Genomic DNA, 20,138 nt, shown 5'->3' on the forward strand with positions numbered 1-20,138 from the left:
CCGGCTTGCTGGCGGAGGCGCTCGCACTGGCGATGCAAGGCTCAGGATTGCCTTCGCCGGCAAGCCGGCTCCTACAGGTGGGGGTTATTCGGTATCGTGGCCCTTGCGCCGATACGGGAACACATCAATCACCTTCCCCGCCCGAATCGCCTCTTGCAGGCTTTTCCAGTAATCGGCGTTGTACAACTCGCCATGCAGTTGATCGAACAGCTTGCGCTGGCCGAAATCGGCAAACAGGAACGGCGGGAACTCTTCGGGGAACACGTCCAGCGGCCCGATCGAATACCACGGCTCGGAGGCCATTTCGTCTTCCGGGGTGCGCGGTAGCGGGATGTGGCGGAAGTTGGCTTCGGTCAGGAAGCAGATCTCGTCGTAGTCGTAGAACACCACCCGACCGTGACGGGTGACGCCGAAGTTCTTCAGCAGCATGTCACCGGGAAAGATGTTCGCCGCCGCCAGTTGCTTGATCGCCAGACCATAATCCTCCAGCGCTTCACGCACCTGCGCCTCGTTGGCGTTTTCCAGGTACAGGTTAAGCGGAGTCATGCGTCGTTCGGTCCAGCAGTGACGGATCAGCACCGTGTCGCCTTCCACCGACACCGTGGACGCCGCGACTTCCAGCAATTCTTCGAGGCACGCCGGATCGAACTTGCTCAGCGGAAAACGGAAGTCGGCGAACTCCTGGGTATCGGCCATGCGCCCAACGCGGTCGACGCTTTTTACCAGCCGGTACTTCTCGATCACCGTGGCGCGGTCGACGTTTTTCGACGGAGAGAATCGGTCCTTGATGATTTTGAACACGGTGTTGAAACCCGGCAGGGTGAACACGCTCATCACCATGCCGCGCACACCGGGGGCCATGATGAACTGGTCATCGGTGTTGGCCAGGTGATTGATCAGCGCCCGGTAGAACTCCGACTTGCCGTGTTTGTAGAAACCGATCGAGGTGTACAGCTCGGCGATGTGCTTGCCCGGCAGGATGCGCTTGAGAAAGCCGATAAACTCCGCCGGCACCGGCACATCCACCATGAAATACGAACGGGTGAACGAGAAGATGATCGACACGTCCGCTTCGTCGGTGATCAACGCATCGATCTGAATGCCGCGACCTTCGAGGTGCAGCAGCGGAATCGCCAGCGGCCATTGCTCATCGGCGGTGTAGATGCGCCCCACCAGGTACGCGCCTTTATTGCGGTAGAGCACCGAGGAAAACAGTTCGACGCTCAGCTCCGGGTCCTTGCACACCCAGTCCGGCAGGTTCTCGCGCAGCTGCGCTTCCAGGCGCGTCAAGTCACCGGACAGGTCGGCGTATTCCTCGCTGAAACGGTAATCGGCAAAGATGCTCGCGAGCATGCCGGACAACTGACCCTGGGGTTTGTAAGTGCGGGTTTGCGCAGCGCGGGCCCGACGCAGGCTCGGTCGGGTGGTGTGGATGAACATGCAGCCGTCGCTGATCAGGTCGTGGCTGAACAGCCCGCAGAAGATCGAGTTGTACCAGGTCTCGGACAGTTCATCGTCGAAACGCAGGTCGATCAGGCTGATGTAGGCGCTTTTCACCAGCGGCCAGCAGCTGACGTCCAGCGTGTCTGCGTCAAACGCAGTGCGCAGTTTCTCCACCGTTTCGCTGACTTTATCTTCGTACAGATTGATCCGCGCCGCCGACGCCGTTTGCGTTTCCTGCCACTTGGCTTGTTCGAAACGCGCCCGGGCGCCATCGGTGATCTGGCGAAAATGCTCGCGGTAATCGTCAAAGCCATCGAGGATCAAGCGGGCGATATCGGCGGCTGGCCATTGCTGCGGCATGGGTGAGACCTCTGCGGGAATTCGTGAGCCCTGAGCTTAGCCAGTGAAACGGGTGCAGGAGAAGCGTAATTTTGCCGGGGAATTAAATGCCCGTTTTCCGGTTGCCACGGACAAGGCTGTCAGCAACACTCTCGCCCTCATCAAGGAAGGAACGCGCTGTGAACCCCGTCGATATTTTCCGTTTACTGTCCCTGGCGGCCATTTGGGGTGCGAGTTTTCTGTTCATGCGCATCATCGCTCCGGTGATTGGCAGCATTCCGACCGCTTTTTTCCGTGTATCGATCGCCGCAGCCGGACTGCTGGTGATTCTTGGGCTGATGCGCATCAGTTGGGATTTCAAGGGCAAACTCAAAACCGTGATGCTGCTCGGGGTGATCAACTCCGGGATTCCGGCGACGCTCTATTCGGTGGCCGCGCAGGTGCTGCCGGCCGGTTACTCGTCGATTTTCAATGCCACGACCCCCTTGATGGGCGTGCTGATCGGCGGCCTGTTTTTCCATGAAAGGCTCACCGGCGCCAAACTCGGCGGCGTGTGCCTGGGGCTGTTCGGCGTGGGCGTGCTGACCCGTGCCGGCCCGGTGGCGTTCGATATGGAACTGCTGATGGGTGCCATCGCCTGCCTGCTCGCAACCACTTGCTACGGATTTGCGGGGTTTCTGGCCCGCCGCTGGCTCGATCAGGCCGGAGGTCTGGACAGCCGTTTGTCGGCACTGGGCAGCATGCTCGGCGCGACGTTGTTCCTGCTGCCGCTGTTCGGCTACAGCGTGATCAGCCAACCACCCGCAAGCTGGGGCGGCTGGAGCGTGTGGCTGTCGTTGCTGGGGTTGGGCCTGGGCTGCACGGCGTTTGCGTACATTGTTTACTTCCGGCTCCTGAGCTCGATTGGTCCGGTGAAATCGATGACCACAACCTTTTTGATCCCGCTGTTCGGCGTATTGTGGGGGGCGATGTTTCTCGATGAGCCGCTGTCGATGGCGCATGTCTATGGCGGGTTGTTGATTGCGCTGGCGTTGTGGCTGGTGTTGAAGCCGGCGGCTGTGAAGGTGGCTGAGGTGACTGCCAAGTAGTTCGGTGGTGCTGCTGATGACGCCATCGCTGGCAAGCCAGCTCCTACAAGGACGCGTATAACCCTGTAGGCGCTGGCTTGCCAGCGATGGCGTCAGATCAGACACCAACAATCACAAAGCTGACTGAGTGACCTCCCCATCCACCAACCGCCGAATCCTCAACGGATTACTGTCCTGCAACGCCTCGGGCAACAACGCATCCGGGTAATTCTGGAAGCACACCGGCCGCAGGAAACGATCAATCGCCAGGGTCCCGACGGACGTGCCACGCGAATCCGACGTCGCCGGATACGGCCCGCCATGCACCATCGCCTCGCAGACTTCGACTCCGGTCGGATAGCCATTAAGCAAGATCCGTCCAACTTTCTCTTGCAGCATTTCAGCCAGCCAACGGTACTCCAGCAACTCATCGGCCTCGCCGATCAGCGTCGCCGTCAATTGCCCACGCAACCCCTGCAACGCCGCCGTGAGCTGCGCCCGGTCCTCGACTTCGATAACGATGGTCGCCGGCCCGAACACTTCCTCCTGCAACAGCTCATCACCCTTGAGCAACAAACCGACATCGGCCTTGAACACCTGCGGCTGCGCCTGATTGCCCAGTTGTGGCTTACCCGCCAAATGGGTCAGACCCGGATGCTCGTGCAATTCCCCCAAGCCTCGGCTGTAGCTGTCCAGGGTTCCGGCATTGAGCATGGTTTGTGGCGGTTGCTGGTTCATGCTCGCGCAAAAGGTTTCCAGAAAGGTGCTGAATTGCGGCGAGCGCAAACCGATGACCAGGCCGGGATTGGTGCAGAACTGACCGCACCCCATCGTGACCGAACCGGCCAGTTGCGCTGCGATCTGCTCACCGCGCACCGCCAACGCCTCGGGCAACAGGAACACCGGATTGATACTCGACATCTCGGCGAATACCGGGATTGGCTGCGACCGAGTCGCGGCCATTTGGCCCAAAGCATTGCCGCCCTTGAGCGAACCGGTAAAACCCACGGCCTGAATAGCCGGGTGCTTGACCAGCCACTCGCCGACACCGCCGCCGTAGATCATGTTGAACACGCCGGCTGGCATTTGCGTGCGCTCGGCGGCGCGAATGATTGCGTCTGCCACCCATTCGGCCGTCGCCATGTGCCCGCTGTGAGCCTTGAACACCACCGGGCAACCGGCAGCCAGTGCCGAAGCGGTATCGCCACCGGCGGTGGAGAATGCCATCGGAAAGTTGCTGGCACCGAACACCGCCACCGGCCCAAGCGCGATGCGGTACTGGCGCAGATCCGGACGCGGCAACGGTTGGCGATCCGGCAACGCCCGGTCGATGCGCGCACCGTAAAAGTCGCCGCGACGCAGTACTTTGGCGAACAGACGCAGCTGGCCGCTGGTTCGCCCCCGTTCACCTTGAATACGCCCGGCTGGCAGCGCGGTTTCGCGACACACGGTGGCAACGAACTCATCGCCCAATGCATCGATTTCATCGGCAATGGCATCGAGGAAAGTGGCGCGTTTTTCCGCGCTCAGGTTGCGGTAGATCGGGTACGCCGCGGCAGCGGCATCGGCAGCGGCATTCACCTCGGCTTCGGATGCCTGAAAGTACAATCCGGGGAGCGGTTCGCCCGTCGTTGCATCGAAACTTTGCAGTTGCGTCGTGCCATCGGCACTGCGGCGACCGCCGATGTAGTTGTGTCCGAGTAACGTGGTCATGTCGAATTCCTTGATCAATTGCCGCCCTGTAGGAGCCGGCTTGCTGGCGATAGCGGTGTGTCAGGCGCTATCAATGTTGATTGATGCGCCGCTATCGCCAGCAAGCCGGCTCCTACAGGATCAGAGTGTGCGCACCTGGCCGATGGCTAACGGCTGGGCGCTCTCGCCGATGCCGTTGACCAACGGTGCACCGAACGCGTCGAGGCTGATCTGGAAGCGATCCCCCGGCTGGGTTTTCACGCCGTCGGCAAACGACAGCGTGGCGGTGCCGAAGTAATGCACATGGACATCGCCGGGACGCAAAAACTGCGCGTATTTGAAGTGGTGAAATTCAAGGTTGGCCAAGCTGTGGCACATGTTGTCCTCGCCGCTGAGAAACTCCTTTTCCCAGATCGTTTCGCCGTTGCGCTTGATCCGGCTGGTGCCGACCAAATGCCTAGGCAACTCGCCGACACGCAGCTCCGGACCGTAGGAACAACTGCGCAGTTTTGAATGGGCGAGGTACAGGTAATTGCGCCGTTCCATCACATGGTCGGAGAACTCGTTACCCAGCGCATAACCGACGCGATACGGCTGGCCATCGTCGCCAATCACGTAGAGGCCGGTCAGCTCCGGTTCTTCACCGGCGTCCTCGGCAAAGGGCGGCACGGGGAAGTCCGCACCGGGGCGCACGACAATGCTGCCATCGCCTTTGTAGAACCATTCCGGTTGCGCGCCGACCTGCCCCGCTTCTGGCTTGCCGCCCTCAAGGCCCCACTTGAAGATGCGCATGGTGTCGGTCATGCCGGCTTCGACGGCGCCGTCCTGCTGGTGCATCTTGTCTCGAGTCGCGGCGCTGCCCAGATGCGTCAGGCCGGTGCCGCTGATCAGGCAATGAGCCGGGTCTTCGTGATCCAGCGGAGGCAGGACTTTGCGCTGCTGCAATAGCGTCGCGTAATCCGGGCCCGGGTCTGTGCCGCGCAAGGCGACTTCTTCCTGCAGATTGCGTTGGCTGCGGATCGCCGCCAGCGCCAGTTCACGAGTGCTGCGGGTGTCGCGCACGACCAGAATCTGCGCGCCGGCGACCAGCCCGACCTGACGCTCGCCGTCAGTGTTTTCAAATTGAATCAGGTGCATGTTGTGTCTCCGACAAGTCAGCCGGGCGCCGCCCGAAAGCGGCGCCTGAAGGTCATTCGATGATGTTGAAATCGCTCAGGTACTCATCGGAGATTTCCAGGCCCAGGCCCGGTTTGTTGTCATCGAGCTGGATGTAGCCGTTGACCGGTTGCGGCTCGCCCTTGAACACGTAGTAGAAGAGCTCGTTGCCGACCTCGACGTCGAACACCGGGAAGAACTCGGCCATCGGCGAGGCGGTGGTGGACATGGTCAGGTGGTAATTGTGCATCTGCCCGGCGTGGGGGATGACCGGCACCGACCAGGCCTCGGCCATGGCGTTGATCTTGCGCGCAGCGGTGATGCCGCCTACGCGGTTGGTGTCGTACTGGATCACGTCGACGGCGCGGCGTTCCAGCAGGTCCTTGAAGCCGTAGGAGGTGAACTCGTGTTCGCCGCCGGAGATCGGCATGATCCCCATTTTTTTCAGCTCGATGTAGCCTTCGATGTCGTCGGCGATCACCGGTTCTTCGAGCCAGCGCGGTTCGAATTCGGCCAGTTTCGGCAACATGCGGCGCGCGTATTCCAGGGTCCAGCCCATGTAGCATTCGAGCATGATGTCGACATCGGGGCCGGCCAGCTGACGCAGGGCGCGCACCTGTTCGATGTTGCGGCGCATGCCCGCAGGGCCGTCTTTCGGGCCGTAGCCGAAGCGCATTTTCAGCGCGGTGAAACCCTGGTTCAGGTAGCCCTGGGCTTCTTCGAGGAACAGGTCGAGGTTGTCGTTGGCGTAGAGCTTGGACGCGTAGGTCCAGATCTTTTCCTTGGTGCGCCCGCCCAGCAACTTGAACACCGGTTTGTTCACCGCCTTGCCCATGATGTCCCAGATGGCAATGTCGATGGCCGAGATCGCGGCCATGCCGATGCCTTTGCGGCCCCAGGCGTGGCTCTGGCGGTACATTTTCTGCCAGATGTATTCGTTGTCGAACGGGTCTTCGCCAATCGCGATCGGCGCCAGATAGGTGTCGATGATTTCCTTGGCCACGCGTGGTGCCAGGGCGCAGTTACCGATGCCGACAAGACCGGTGTCGGTCTCGACTTCCACCACCAGCCAGCCGTGGAAACGGAACGAGCCCATGGCATCGCCGCGCTCGAACAGGATGTCGCTGGCGTTGGTGCAGAAGTGCGCTTGAGGAGGAACGACTTTGCCTTTCCACTCGAAAACGCGGGTACGGATCGCTTTGATTTTCATGAATACAGTTCCTTGGGCTACCGGCCTTCTTGTCATTGTGGGTCGTGTGCGCAGAGCCTCTGGATAGTTGGGCTTTCGCATTCGATGGACCGACTTTAGCCAGCGCCCGGGGGCTGCGGATAATCACTTATGCGTATCCGGCGATAACCTGGGGTGATAGGAAAAAGCAGTTACCCCGTAGATCGAGTTATCGGGGCAATACCTAAAACTGTAGGAGCTGGCTTGCCAGCGATAGCGGCCCGACAGTCACTTCAAGGGTGTCTGTCAGGCCGTCATCGCTGGCAAGCCAGCTCCTGCAAGGGGTTGCGTGGGTCTGAAAGTCAGTAGCGGTTGCCACCCATCCGGCAAGCAATCTCGAACGCCTGGCGAATCGCGCCCACATTCGCCGTGCCCTGCCCCGCGATATCAAACGCCGTGCCGTGAGCCGGAGTGGTGATCGGGATCGGCAGACCGCCCTGCACCGTCACGCCGCGAGAGAACCCCATCAACTTGATCGCAATCTGGCCCTGGTCGTGGTACATCGTGACGACCGCGTCGAAAGCACTGGCATCGCCCTGGACCTTGAGGAAAATCGTGTCACCCGGATACGGTCCTTCCGCCGCAATCCCCAGCGCCTGAGCCGAGCGCACGGCCGGGCCGATAATGTCCAGTTCTTCGCGGCCGAACGAGCCGTTGTCGCCGTTATGCGGATTCAACCCACACACGCCGATGCGCGGTTTTTCCAGGCCGTTGCGCTTGAGTGCTGTGTCGATCAACTGGATCGCTTCGACCACCCGCTTTTCGCTGAGCAGCCCCGGCACATCCTTCAAGGCCACATGGGACGTCACCCGTGAAGTCCACAGATTGTCGAGCACGTTGAATTCGCAGAACGGCCCGTGGAAATCCAGCAGCTCGGCGAACCAGTGCAACTCATCGCTGTGGGCCATGCCGGCCATGTGCAGCGAAGTCTTGTTCAACGGCCCGAACAGCACCGCGTCAGTCGTGCCGGCCTCGGTCAGGCGCAGGGCAACTTCCAGGGTATCGAGACTGTAGCGACCGCCGACGACGCTGGCTTCACTGCGCGGGAACTCACCAACGGCATCGCCGCGAAAGTCGTAGAACAGGGGCGTGTCATCAATAAAGGAAAGTTGCTCCAGCGAATCCACGCGTCGATACGGAAATTCCATCCCGGCGATGCGCATGCCGCGGAGCATTTCCGCTTCGTCGGCGATCAGGATCACGTTGGCCTTGCTGCGCACGTCGGACTCGCCGAGCAGGCGTGCGATCAATTCCGGACCGATGCCCGCGGGGTCTCCCAGGACCATCGCGATGGTGGATTTTTTCATGCTTCACTCCTCAAGGGTTCAGGCTGCGCCCGGTCAATGGCGCAAGGCTCGCAGCGATACACACGCTGCGCGTTGCTGTAGAACAGTCGCTCCTGATCAGCCCAGGGCAGATCGGCGACGATGGATTTGAAACCGCTGTAGATGTCATCGAACGAGCCGCACAGGCTGTCGACGGGAAAGTTGCTGGCGAACATCGCCCGGTGGCTGCCGAACATGGCGATGACTTCGCGCACGATCCACGTGTTGTCCTTGGCGCGCCAGCGTTGGCCGCCCTGGCCCAGTCCGGAAATCTTCACCACGACGTTCGGCCATTGCGCCAGCCGCGCCATCGCCAGGCGCCAACCGGCGAGGCCTTCGGCGCTGCGGTCATTGGGCAACCCGGCATGGTTGAGAATCAGCGTGATGCCAGGGAAATCCCGAGCCAGGCGTTCGGCTTCGTGCAGGTTCCACCAAGGCGTCTGCAAATCGAAATGCAGGCCCAGGCCTTCCAGCGCGGCGTAGCTGCGACGCCAGTGCTCGTCGCTCATCAGGCTGCGCATGTGTCCCACCTGCGACGCCGTGATCGGCCCGCCCGGTTTGTGGCGCACGCTGCGCACATGCTTGAAGCGCGCCTGCTCGGTGAGCACGTCGATGGCGTCCGGGTGATCGAGCCAGGCTTGCGCGACGACAGCATTCGGCACGCCGTAGCGGGCGGCGAGTTGCTCGATGAAACGGGTTTCGCCAATCGGATCCTCAGGGTTCCATTCGGTCTCGACGTACACCGTTTGCACGACGTTGTGCGGACCTGCATCGGCGAAATAATCCTCAGGGAAATATCGGCGTTTGATCGCGGTGTAATCGCCGTAGCGAAACGGGATGCTGGCCTCGGGCGCGAGCCACGGATGGTCGTTGACGGTCGGATCCCAGAAATGATGATGGGCATCGATGATCGGGCCGTTCCAGGCTTTTTTCAGTAAGGGCTCAGTCATGACGCACCTCGTCGAGGCTGATGAACAACGTCGCCAGCACAAACACTGCCGAACACGCCGCGAAGAACCCGAGCACCGGGGCAAAACCACCGGCCGCTTGCAGAATCACCCCCACCAGAATCGGCACCGCAATACCGCCGGTGCTGCCGGCCATGTTCATCACACCGCCGATCAGGCCGACCCGCGCCGGGGCTGCCAGCAGCGCCGGGAAGCTCCAGTAGAGGCTGCCCCACATCAGGAAAAACGCAGTCATGGCCAACAACGCCACCGCCGCGTAGGGATTGGTCAGTGTTGGCAGCATCAGGAACGCACCCAGTGCGACCAGCCCGGAAAACGCCAGCAGGCTCTTGACCGCGACACCGCGGCTGACACCTTTGCGGATCAAACCGTCGCACAGGAAACCACCGGTCAACGAACCCAGCGCACCGCAGATGAAAATCACAAACGTCGCGGCACCAATGCCCTTGATATCAAAGCCGCGAGCCTGAGACAGATAACTCGGCCCCCAGGTCAGCAGACCGAAATACACCATCGCCCAACTGGCCCGTCCGATCAGCAAACCGCTCAGGGAACGGGCGGCGATGCCCAGTCCTTTGACCGGAACCCGCGCTGCTTCGGCGGCAGGGGTTGCACGACCGGCGTTGATTTTTTCCAGCTCCGCGTCGTTGACCTGCGGATGGCTGGCCGGGTCATCCCGCAGATAACGCCGGGCCACCCACGCCAGCACCAACGTGGCAATGCCGGCGATCACAAAGGCCAGGCGCCAGGAGTCCAGCGACGCGATCAGGTACGCAATGATCAAGCCGCCCAGCGCCACCCCCAATGGGCTGCCACTGTCCATCAACACCGCGCCACGACTGCGTTCGCTCGGGGCCAGCCACAAGGAAATCAGCTTGCCACCCGACGGGAACAACGGCGCTTCCGCCGCACCCAGTGCCACCCGTGCAAATAACAGCGACAAGCCGCCGGTAGCAAACGCCGCCAGCACCTGGAAGGTTCCCCACAATCCCGTCGACCAGCTGATGACCCGATGCGGGCCGAAGCGATCGATCAACCAGCCGCCGGGAATCTGCAACAACGCATAGGCCCAGAAGAAGCTGCTGAGGATGAGCCCTTGCAGGCTTGGTGACAGGGAGAACTCATGGGCGATGGTCGGCATCGCGATAGACAGCGACACCCGGTCGATCAGGTTGACCATGGTCAGCGCGAAGATGATCGCGAAGATTTTCCAGCGCACACCGCTGGCTTTGGCACTGGCTTGCGCGGGCGCAGCGGCCTGCTTCTGGACACCTGCGTCGGGCAGGCTCAGGGAAGCACTGGATCGAGCCATGGTGCGTACCTCGTTTTATTATTTTTGTGGAGATGCAAACGTCGATCTGTAGGAGCCGGCTTGCTGGCGAAAGCGGTGTGTCAGTCGCAATCAATGTTGATGCGCCATGATCGCCAGCAAGCCGGCTCCTACGGGATTGGCGTTGTGACGTTGTTGAACACTATCGAAGGCTCACTGATAACCGTCTAATCAAAACTTGAAATCAGGTGATAGCCACGGGTTATGTCATGTCGTGCTTTCAATGACCTTTCAACTCAGATCCTTGTAGGAGCAGGCTCGCTCCCATTGCTATAACCCCAGGCTATCGGTGTATGTATTGTTTTGACTAGACGCCACGCCTGGACCTTCACACACTCAGGCCAGGCTTGCAGCTTTCGAGCGCAGACAAGTCACTACTCATAACAACTACAAAAACGAGGCCCTTCCATCATGCGAAATGCATTCGTCCGTCGCACATCCCGTCTGTTTCTCGGTTGTACACTGGTCGCCGCCGGCGCCCTTCCCGCGCTGGCTCACGCCTGGCAACCGGACAAAAATGTCGAAATCGTTGTCGCCGGTGGCCCCGGAGGCGGTACTGACCAACTCGGTCGCCTGATCCAGTCGATCATCACCACGCACAAGCTGCTCGACGTCAATACCATCGTCCTCAACAAGGGTGGCGGCAACGGTGCCGAAGCCTTCCTCGACATGAAAATGAACAAGGGCGATGCCGAGAAACTGGTGATCGGCACCAACAACATCTACCTGTTGCCGCTGGTCTCCAAGCTCGGCTACCAATGGCAGGAGCTGACGCCGATTGCCGCCGTGGCCGAAGATGACTTCATCCTCTGGAGCTACAAAGGCGCGCCGTGGAAAGACGCGAAAAGCTTCTACGAAGCGGTCAAGGCTGACCCATCGAACCTGCGCATGGGTGGCAGCCAGTCCAAGGACGTCGACCAGACCCTGACCCTGCTGCTCAACCAGACCAACAACAGCAAACTGGTGTACATCCCGTTCAAGAGCGGCAGCGAGGCCGCGACCCAACTGGCCGGCAAACACATCGCCGCCAACGTCAACAACCCCAGCGAAAGCATCAGCCAGTGGCGTGGTGATCAGGTCGAGCCGCTCTGCGTGTTTAGTAAAGAACGCATGAGCTACACCGAAAAAGTCGCCGGCGACAAAGCCTGGGCCGACGTGCCGACCTGCCATGAACAGGGCCTTGGGATCGATCAGTATCGCTTCCCGCGCACCGTGTTCATGCCCGGCGATATCAGCGCCGAACAACGGGCGTTCTATGTCGAGCTGATGCGCAAAGTTACCGAAACGCCGGAGTTCAAGGCCTACGTAAAACAGAACGCGCTGGTGCCGACCTTCCTTGAGGGCGAGCCACTGACCGCCTACATCGAAAAAGACACCGCCCGCGTCACCCCGGTGTTCAAAGAAGCCGGCTGGCTGAAAAACTAAGTTGTCGCGGCCGCTCGCCTGCGGGCGAGCGTCTCCTGCTGGAGGTGTTTCATGTCCCATTCTTCGGATTCACCGGCGCTGGTCGGCACCCGTTGGGTCGAACTCGGCCTGACGCTGTTCACCACCCTGATCGGCGCCGTGGTGATGTTCGGCAGTGTCGAACAAGGCATCGGCTGGGGTGATGCCGGCCCCGAGCCGGGTTACTTCCCCTTTTATATCGGCCTGCTGCTGAGCGCCGCGAGCGTGGGTAACGCCGTTCTGACGCTGGTGCGCTGGCAGGCCATGAGCGTGGCTTTTGTCAGTCGCGACGCGTTCAGGCAAGTGTTGTCGGTGTTCATTCCAATTGCACTGTTCGTCGGCGCCATGCCGTTCACCGGCATCTACGTGGCCTCGGCGTGTTTCATCGCCTGGTTCATGTGGCGTGACAAGGTTCGCGTCAAGCCGTACGGCAAGTTGATGATCGGATGCGTATCGCTCGGCGCGGTGCTCGCCAGCTACCTGATTTTCGCGTTGTGGTTCAAGGTGCCGCTGGATGCCGGCCCAATGGGCGACTTGATTGCCCTGGTCGGGAGAAATTTCAAATGAGCGAGTTCGATTCCCTGCTGCAAGGCATGAACCTGATCCTCACCCCAGGCCACATCGGCTTGATGGTGATCGGCGTGCTGCTGGGCATTCTGGTCGGCGTCCTGCCCGGCCTTGGCGCCCCCAATGGCGTGGCGTTGCTGCTGCCGCTGACGTTCACCATGTCGCCGGTGTCGGCGATCATTCTGCTGTCGTGCATGTATTGGGGCGCGCTGTTCGGCGGTTCGATCACCTCGATCCTGTTCAACATACCCGGCGAGCCCTCATCGGTGGCCACCACGTTCGACGGCTACCCCATGGCCCGCGAAGGCCGCGCTGCCGAGGCGTTGACCGCCGCGTTCAGTTCGGCCCTGATCGGCGCGTTGTGCGGGGTGCTGCTGCTGACATTCCTGTCGACCAAGATCGCGGCGTTCGCCATGTCGTTCAGTTCACCGGAGTTCTTTGCGGTGTACCTCTTGGCGTTCTGCACCTTCATCGGCATGAGCAAGAACCCGCCGCTGAAAACCGTGGTGGCGATGATGATCGGTTTCGCCATGGCGGCGGTCGGCATGGACACCGTTTCCGGCAACCTGCGCCTGACTTTCGACCAACCGATCCTGATGACCGGTATCAGTTTCGAGGTGGCGGTGATCGGCCTGTTCGGCATCGGCGAAATCCTCTGCACGGTCGAAGAAGGTCTGGTGTTCCGTGGGGAGCACGCGCGCATCACGCCGATGGTGATTTTGCGCACCTGGGCAAAGCTGCCGCGCTACTGGTGGACAATCGTGCGCAGTACGCTGGTCGGTTGCTGGATGGGCATCACACCTGGCGGCCCAACCGCTGCGTCCTTCATGAGCTACAGCCTCGCGCGGCGCTTCTCGAAGAACCGTGACAATTTCGGCAAAGGTGAAATCGAAGGCGTGATCGCCCCGGAAACCGCCGACCACGCCGCTGGCACCAGCGCACTGTTGCCAATGCTGACCCTCGGCATTCCGGGTTCGGCCACTGCCGCGGTCATGCTCGGCGGCTTGATGATCTGGGGGCTGCATCCCGGGCCGACGCTGTTCGTCGAGCAACACGACTTTGTCTGGGGCCTGATCGCCAGCATGTACCTGGGTAACGTGGTGAGCCTGATCGTGGTGTTGGCCACCGTGCCGCTATTCGCTTCGATCCTGCGCATTCCGTTCTCGATCATCGCGCCGATCATCATCATGGTCTGCGCCATCGGCGCGTACTCGGTGCACAACTCGTTCTTCGATGTGGTCCTGATGCTGGGCTTCGGTGCGCTGGGTTACCTGTTCAAGAAACTCGGCTATCCGATTGCGCCGCTGGTGCTGGCGGCTGTGTTGGGAGACAAAGCGGAAGACGCCTTCCGTCAGTCGATGCTGTTCTCTGACGGGCAACTGGGGATTTTCTGGTCCAACCCACTGGTGGGCAGCCTGACCACGGCAGCCCTGCTGATGCTGTTCTGGCCGTTGATTTCCAAGGCCTTGGGCCTCTTGATCGGCCTGCGCAAACCTCACGTCGCCAAGCCAAAATCGGTGCTGTGACACAGCAATGCTGGCAACGCCTGACATTTGTTGTCAGGCTTGCCGCAGACTTTCTTGCGAGCGCGGCCCATGACCCGAATTCCAGTTGCCAATGTCATCCATAGTCGTCTGCGTTTGCGCCAATTGCGGCTGATGCTGGCGTTGCAGGAATTCGGTTCATTGCGCCGCGCTGCCGACCACATCGGCATGACCCAACCAGCGGCGACCAAGATGCTTCACGAAGCCGAGGACTTGCTCGGCGTCGAACTCTTCGAACGCCTGCCCCGGGGCATGCGCTCTACCCCGTTCGGGGAAACCGTCATCTATTACGCGCGCATGGTCTTCGCTGAATTGAGCGGCATGCGTGAAGAACTGGTCGCCCTCGAATCCGGCAACCTGGGCCGGGTCGCGGTCGGCGCCATTCCGGCACTCGCCTCAGGGTTGTTGACCCGCACCATCGCCACCTTGAAAAAAAGCCACCCGCGCTTGTCCATGAGCATCCAGGTCGATACCAGCGACGTGCTGGTACAGGCGCTGTTGCAGGATCAACTGGACATCGTGTTGGGACGAATTCCCGCAGGTGCCCGCGCCGAAGAATTGCTCTTTGACAGCCTCGGCGAAGAAGCCCTGTGCGTGATTGCCGGTGCGCAACATCCACTGGCCAAAGCCACGCAACTGAGCTGGGCCGAATTGCAGAACATGACCTGGGTGCTGCAACAACACCCAAGTCCGATGCGCGCAATCATCAATCAGGTGTTTCACAACGCCCGCGTCGACATCCCGAGCAGCATCGTTGAAACCACATCGATCATGACCTTGCTGTCTTTGATTCAACAAACCGACATGCTCGGTGTAACGCCGGTGTCAGTGGTCGAGGACTATCCCGGCCGGGATCTGCTGGCGGTGTTGCCGATCAAATTCGAAGCGCGACTTCCGCCTTATGGGTTAATCACCCGCCGACATCGTATTCAGTCTTCGGCGATGCAGGCGTTCATGAATTCGGTGCGGGCTGAGCATACTCAGGTTAAATAAAAAATCGCTCCCAGAGCGCTGTTTCTTCATCAGAATCACCCAAACAGCCAATACCCCAACAACGTCAGCACCACGACCGCCAACACCGGGACGCCTTTGCGACAAAGGATAGGTCCACCTACAACTACCCGACATCGCCAACCACGGGAATAACCCGCCTGACCCGACATTCAGTCTTAACAGTTACGCAACAAAGCCGTTGCTAACATGAAGCACCTGAACGCTCGCTGACCTTGAATCTCCTTGATGAAGAGGCGGTTGCCCCGCCCCTTCATTGTCCTGCACCCGACTGTTACTGCTGGTTCTCCTGCTCGGTGAACAGATCGCTGAAGAGCATGCTCGACAGATAACGCTCGCCCGAATCCGGCAGGATGACCACGATGGTCTTGCCCTGCATTTCCGGGGTTTCGGCCAACCGCACCGCTACCGCCATCGCTGCACCGCAGGAGATGCCGCACAAAATCCCTTCTTCCTGCATCAACCTCAGGGCCATCGCCTTGGACTCATCGTCGCTGACCAACTCGACACGGTCGACCATCGACAGGTCCAGGTTCTTCGGCACAAATCCGGCACCGATGCCCTGGATCTTGTGCGGGCTCGGTTTGATTTCCTCTCCCGCCAGCGCTTGGGTAATCACCGGGGAGACCACCGGTTCTACCGCCACCGAAATAATCGGTTTGCCCTGGGTATTCTTGATATACCGCGAAACACCCGTGATCGTTCCGCCCGTTCCGACGCCGGCTACCAGCACGTCGACAGCGCCATCGGTATCGTTCCAGATTTCCGGGCCGGTGGTCTTTTCGTGGATGGCCGGGTTGGCCGGGTTGTCGAACTGCGCAGGCATGAAATATCTGGACGGATCGCCGGCAACGATTTCGCCCGCTTTCTCGATGGCGCCTTTCATACCCTTGGCGGGCTCAGTCAGCACAAGTTCGGCGCCCAGGGCCTTGAGCACTTTGCGCCGTTCGATACTCATGGACGCGGGCATGGTCAGCATCAATTTGTAGCCACGGGCAGCGGCCACGAAGGCCAGGCCGATGCCGGTGTTGCCGGAGGTCGGTTCGACGATGGTCATGCCCGGCTTGAGTTTACCGCTGCTTTCGGCGTCCCAGATCATGTTCGCGCCGATCCGGCACTTGACCGAGTAACCCGGGTTACGACCTTCGATTTTGGCCAGGATAGTGACGCCACGCGGGGCGATTCGGTTGATCTGCACCAGCGGTGTATTGCCGATGGAATGGGCGTTGTCAGCAAAAATTCGGCTCATGGCTGTGTCCTTGACTCATGACTTCAACATTAAAAACAGGGCATCAAGGTAAGCCTCTTGCACGTAGGCGTCCAGTCAGGTCGAACGTCCGCTTACCCGCGCAGTCAACCGCATTACATCGCCAGAGATTTGCCATCATGAAACGTCGATACAGCTGGCCCCTGTGGACCTTCGCCGCCCTCGTCGTGCTGTTGGTTACCTTGCACTTCACCCTGCCTTATCTGGTGCGTGATTATCTCAATGAGCGGCTGGCTGACATGGGCGACTACCGTGGCCAGGTGATCGATGTGGACCTGGCCCTGTGGCGCGGCGCTTACAAAATCAATGGCCTGAGAATCGTCAAGGTCAATGGCAAGGTGCCGGTGCCCTTCGTCAATGCGCCGTTGATCGACCTCTCTGTCAGTTGGCACTCCTTGTGGTACGACCGCGCGGTCGTCGCTCAAGTGCATTTTTTTGACCCCGAAATAAACTTCGTCGATGGCGGGGCCAACAAGAAAAACTCACAGACCGGTGAAGGCACTGACTGGCGGGCTCAATTGGGTAAATTACTGCCCATTACCCTGGACGAAGTGCGGATTTACGATGGCCGAATCACCTTTCGTAATTTCAATTCCAAACCGCCGGTCAACATGAATGCCACAAAGGTAAACGCCAGCATCTTCAACCTGACCAACGTGGTGGACAAAAAAGGCAAACGCGACGCGCGCTTCGAAGGCAAAGCACTGCTGCTGGGCCACGCCCCTCTGGAAACCACGGCAACGTTTGATCCCCTGAGCGACTTCCAGGATTTCGAATTCCGGATGAGAGCCACGGACATCCAGCTCAAACGCTTGAACGACTTCGCAGCGGCGTACGGCAAGTTCGACTTCAACGCCGGTCATGGCGATGTGGTGATAGAAGCCAAGGCCGAGAAGGGGCGCCTCACCGGCTATATAAAGCCGTTGCTACGCGATGTTGACGTGTTCAATTGGCAGCAGGATGTGGAAAACAAGGACAAGGGCCTGTTTCGCTCCATATGGGAAGCCTTGGTCGGCGGCACTGAGAACGTGTTGAAAAATCAGGGCAAAAACCAGTTCGCAACGCGCGTCGAACTCAAAGGCAATGTGCATCAACGGGATATCAGCGGATTCCAGGCGTTTTTACAGATTTTGCGCAATGGTTTCGTCCAGGCCTTCAACGCACGGTACGAACGGCCAAAGCCGGAATCCGGTTAACGTTTACGCGTGACGGTGTATCGACCTGTTTCCTCCGCCGCCCTGGACGGGTTCGATTGCTGTTGCAGAAAATCCCAACCCAGACAGGCCAGGGCCAAAGAACGCGGCACCGTTTCGCGACCACTGCTGTAGCGACTGATACTGCGGGTGCTGACCCCCAGAGCCTCGGCGGCCTGATTGAGCGGTAACCCGGTGCGTGCACGCCAGTCGATAAAGATACGGGTATTTTCATCCGCTGCGTTTTGCGCCAGGGCATCCAGATACAAGGTGTCGGCGCCAATCTGGATATCCGGCTCGAGCCATTCGACACACCAACCGTCATCACCGAGGGTGGCGGCCTGGCTACACGCCGAGACTGAGTCAAGATGTGACGCCCCATTCAGAGACTGAATAAGCCGTCTGCGTTCACAGTCGACGGGGCGCCGCGTTATAGTCGGGGCTGACCATTTTTATTGCGCCCCGCCCTGCCTCGCTCAGGTCGGCGTTACCGTTCGAGGATTAGCAGATGAAGTTCGAAGGCACCCAGGCCTACGTCGCCACCGATGACCTGAAGCTGGCGGTCAACGCCGCCATCACCCTGGAGCGGCCATTGCTGGTCAAGGGCGAACCGGGCACCGGCAAGACCATGCTCGCCGAGCAACTGGCCGAATCCTTTGGCGCCAAGCTGATCACCTGGCACATCAAGTCGACCACCAAGGCCCATCAAGGCCTGTACGAGTACGACGCGGTCAGCCGCTTGCGCGACTCGCAACTGGGCACGGAAAAAGTCCACGACGTTCGCAACTACCTGAAAAAGGGCAAGCTGTGGGAGGCTTTCGAGTCCGAAGAGCGTGTGATCCTGCTGATCGACGAAATCGACAAGGCCGACATCGAGTTCCCTAACGACCTGCTGCAAGAACTCGACAAGATGGAGTTCTACGTTTACGAGATCGACGAGACCATCAAGGCCAAGAAACGCCCGATCATCATCATTACCTCCAACAACGAGAAAGAGCTGCCGGACGCCTTCCTGCGCCGCTGCTTCTTCCACTACATCGCCTTCCCTGACCGCACCACCCTGCAAAAAATCGTCGACGTCCACTACCCGGACATCAAGAAAGACCTGGTCAGCGAAGCGCTGGACGTGTTCTTCGACGTGCGCAAGGTGCCGGGCCTGAAGAAGAAGCCGTCGACCTCCGAACTGGTGGACTGGCTGAAGCTGCTGATGGCCGACAACATCGGCGAAGCCGTACTGCGCGAACGTGATCCGACCAAGGCCATCCCGCCGCTGGCCGGCGCTTTGGTGAAGAACGAACAGGACGTGCAATTGCTTGAGCGTCTGGCGTTCATGAGCCGTCGCGGCAGTCGATAAGGGCCAACGCCATGTTGCTCAACCTGTTCAATGAAATGCGCGCAGCCAAGGTGCCGGTCTCGGTGCGTGAACTGCTGGACCTGATCAACGCGTTGAAACAGCGCGTGACGTTCGCCGACATGGACGAGTTTTACTACTTGGCCCGGGCGATCCTGGTGAAGGACGAAAAGCATTTCGACAAGTTTGACCGCGCCTTCGGTGCTTACTTCAATGGTCTGGAAAAACTCGACGACCACTTGCAAGCGCTGATTCCCGAAGACTGGCTGCGCAAGGAATTCGAGCGTTCGCTGACCGACGAAGAACGGGCGGCGATCCAGTCCCTTGGCGGGCTCGACAAGCTGATCGAAGAGTTCAAGAAACGCCTGGAAGAACAGAAAGAACGCCATGCCGGCGGCAACAAGTGGATCGGCACCGGTGGCACCAGCCCGTTTGGTTCTGGCGGTTTCAACCCGGAAGGCATTCGGGTCGGCGACGCCGGCAAGCGCCAGGGCAAAGCGGTCAAGGTCTGGGACCAGCGCGAGTACAAGAACCTCGACGATTCGGTGGAACTGGGCACGCGCAACATCAAGGTCGCGCTGCGCCGTTTGCGCAAGTTCGCCCGTCAGGGTGCGGCGGAAGAACTCGATATCGATGGCACCATCGACCACACCGCCAAGGATGCCGGCCTGCTGAACATCCAGATGCGTCCGGAGCGACGCAACACGGTCAAGTTGTTGCTGCTGTTCGACATCGGCGGCTCGATGGACGCGCACGTGAAGATCTGCGAGGAACTGTTCTCGGCCTGCAAGACCGAGTTCAAGCATCTGGAGTACTTCTACTTCCACAACTTCATTTATGAATCGGTGTGGAAGAACAACATGCGCCGCACTTCCGAGCGCACGTCGACCATGGACCTGCTGCACAAGTACGGCGCCGACTACAAAGTGATCTTCATCGGCGACGCCGCGATGGCGCCGTATGAAATCACCCAGCCCGGCGGCAGCGTCGAGCACTGGAACGAAGAAGCCGGTTACGTGTGGATGCAGCGCTTCAAGGAGAAGTACAAGAAGCTCATCTGGATCAACCCGTATCCGAAGGAAACGTGGAGCTATACCTCGTCGACCAACATCGTGCGGGATTTGATCGACGACCAGATGTATCCGCTGACCCTTCGGGGGTTGGAGGAAGGGATGCGGTTTTTGTCCAAGTAACACCTCTGTCCTGTAGGAGCTG

General features: G+C 60.0%; 16 protein-coding genes and 1 pseudogene. 8 read left to right on the top strand and 9 right to left on the bottom strand.

Going from position 1 to position 20,138, the window contains the following annotated elements:
* Positions 1-84 precede the first annotated feature (84 nt).
* Positions 85-1,803, bottom strand: coding sequence for a bifunctional isocitrate dehydrogenase kinase/phosphatase (aceK, locus tag CKW15_RS11785; protein ID WP_095060678.1), 1,719 nt, complete (start codon positions 1,801-1,803; stop codon positions 85-87).
* A 158-nt stretch (positions 1,804-1,961) separates the two neighbouring features.
* On the opposite strand from aceK, the gene CKW15_RS11790 reads away from it, so the two are divergent.
* Positions 1,962-2,870, top strand: a complete 909-nt coding sequence (locus tag CKW15_RS11790; protein ID WP_095060676.1) for a DMT family transporter — start codon at positions 1,962-1,964, stop codon at positions 2,868-2,870.
* Between the two features lie 111 nt (positions 2,871-2,981).
* Here the strand turns inward: CKW15_RS11790 and CKW15_RS11795 are convergent, their stop codons facing one another.
* The 6 genes from CKW15_RS11795 to CKW15_RS11820 form a co-directional block, all read right to left on the bottom strand.
* Positions 2,982-4,562 (bottom strand): aldehyde dehydrogenase (NADP(+)), encoded by a 1,581-nt coding sequence (locus tag CKW15_RS11795; RefSeq protein WP_095060674.1) that lies wholly within the window; start codon positions 4,560-4,562, stop codon positions 2,982-2,984.
* Positions 4,563-4,682: 120 nt separating this feature from the next.
* Positions 4,683-5,678 (bottom strand): AraD1 family protein, encoded by a 996-nt coding sequence (araD1, locus tag CKW15_RS11800; protein WP_095152166.1) that lies wholly within the window; start codon positions 5,676-5,678, stop codon positions 4,683-4,685.
* A gap of 52 nt (positions 5,679-5,730) precedes the next feature.
* Positions 5,731-6,906 (bottom strand): L-rhamnonate dehydratase, encoded by a 1,176-nt coding sequence (locus CKW15_RS11805; protein ID WP_095060670.1) that lies wholly within the window; start codon positions 6,904-6,906, stop codon positions 5,731-5,733.
* A 320-nt stretch (positions 6,907-7,226) separates the two neighbouring features.
* The gene (locus tag CKW15_RS11810) at positions 7,227-8,231 is read right to left on the bottom strand and encodes a 4-hydroxythreonine-4-phosphate dehydrogenase PdxA (protein WP_095060668.1); all 1,005 of its coding nucleotides are present in this window, start codon (positions 8,229-8,231) and stop codon (positions 7,227-7,229) included.
* Positions 8,228-9,199, bottom strand: a complete 972-nt coding sequence (locus CKW15_RS11815; RefSeq protein WP_371856294.1) for an amidohydrolase — start codon at positions 9,197-9,199, stop codon at positions 8,228-8,230. Before CKW15_RS11815 ends, CKW15_RS11810 begins: the two co-directional genes overlap by 4 nt.
* On the bottom strand, positions 9,192-10,529 hold the full coding sequence (locus tag CKW15_RS11820) for an MFS transporter (RefSeq protein WP_095060666.1): 1,338 nt from the start codon (positions 10,527-10,529) through the stop codon (positions 9,192-9,194). Before CKW15_RS11820 ends, CKW15_RS11815 begins: the two co-directional genes overlap by 8 nt.
* A gap of 429 nt (positions 10,530-10,958) precedes the next feature.
* Between CKW15_RS11820 and CKW15_RS11825 the strand changes: the two genes are divergently transcribed.
* The 4 genes from CKW15_RS11825 (at position 10,959) to CKW15_RS11840 (ending at position 15,094) form a co-directional block, all read left to right on the top strand.
* Positions 10,959-11,972, top strand: a complete 1,014-nt coding sequence (locus CKW15_RS11825; RefSeq protein ID WP_095060665.1) for a tripartite tricarboxylate transporter substrate binding protein — start codon at positions 10,959-10,961, stop codon at positions 11,970-11,972.
* Positions 11,973-12,023: 51 nt separating this feature from the next.
* On the top strand, positions 12,024-12,557 hold the full coding sequence (locus tag CKW15_RS11830; RefSeq protein WP_095060663.1) for a tripartite tricarboxylate transporter TctB family protein: 534 nt from the start codon (positions 12,024-12,026) through the stop codon (positions 12,555-12,557).
* Positions 12,554-14,083, top strand: a complete 1,530-nt coding sequence (locus CKW15_RS11835; RefSeq protein ID WP_095060662.1) for a tripartite tricarboxylate transporter permease — start codon at positions 12,554-12,556, stop codon at positions 14,081-14,083. Before CKW15_RS11830 ends, CKW15_RS11835 begins: the two co-directional genes overlap by 4 nt.
* A 69-nt stretch (positions 14,084-14,152) precedes the next feature.
* On the top strand, positions 14,153-15,094 hold the full coding sequence (locus CKW15_RS11840; protein WP_095060661.1) for a LysR family transcriptional regulator: 942 nt from the start codon (positions 14,153-14,155) through the stop codon (positions 15,092-15,094).
* A gap of 292 nt (positions 15,095-15,386) precedes the next feature.
* Here CKW15_RS11840 and cysK read toward each other — a convergent pair whose 3' ends face one another.
* Positions 15,387-16,361 (bottom strand): cysteine synthase A, encoded by a 975-nt coding sequence (cysK, locus tag CKW15_RS11845; protein ID WP_095060660.1) that lies wholly within the window; start codon positions 16,359-16,361, stop codon positions 15,387-15,389.
* A 137-nt stretch (positions 16,362-16,498) separates the two neighbouring features.
* Between cysK and CKW15_RS11850 the strand changes: the two genes are divergently transcribed.
* Positions 16,499-17,575 (top strand): DUF748 domain-containing protein, encoded by a 1,077-nt coding sequence (locus tag CKW15_RS11850; protein WP_095060659.1) that lies wholly within the window; start codon positions 16,499-16,501, stop codon positions 17,573-17,575.
* Here CKW15_RS11850 and CKW15_RS11855 read toward each other — a convergent pair.
* Positions 17,572-17,916 (bottom strand): annotated as a pseudogene (locus CKW15_RS11855) (helix-turn-helix domain-containing protein); the annotation flags it as partial. The gene CKW15_RS11850 and the pseudogene CKW15_RS11855 sit on opposite strands and share 4 nt — an antisense overlap.
* 164 nt (positions 17,917-18,080) lie before the next feature.
* Here CKW15_RS11855 and CKW15_RS11860 point away from each other — a divergent pair.
* Both CKW15_RS11860 and CKW15_RS11865 read left to right on the top strand, forming a co-directional pair.
* Positions 18,081-18,926: a MoxR family ATPase gene (locus tag CKW15_RS11860; protein ID WP_034150015.1), complete on the top strand. Its 846-nt coding sequence runs from the start codon at positions 18,081-18,083 to the stop codon at positions 18,924-18,926.
* A gap of 11 nt (positions 18,927-18,937) precedes the next feature.
* On the top strand, positions 18,938-20,116 hold the full coding sequence (locus CKW15_RS11865; protein ID WP_095060658.1) for a VWA domain-containing protein: 1,179 nt from the start codon (positions 18,938-18,940) through the stop codon (positions 20,114-20,116).
* Positions 20,117-20,138 lie beyond the last annotated feature (22 nt).

Source organism: Pseudomonas sp. Irchel s3b5, from assembly GCF_900187435.1.
Classification (GTDB): Bacteria; Pseudomonadota; Gammaproteobacteria; order Pseudomonadales; family Pseudomonadaceae; genus Aquipseudomonas.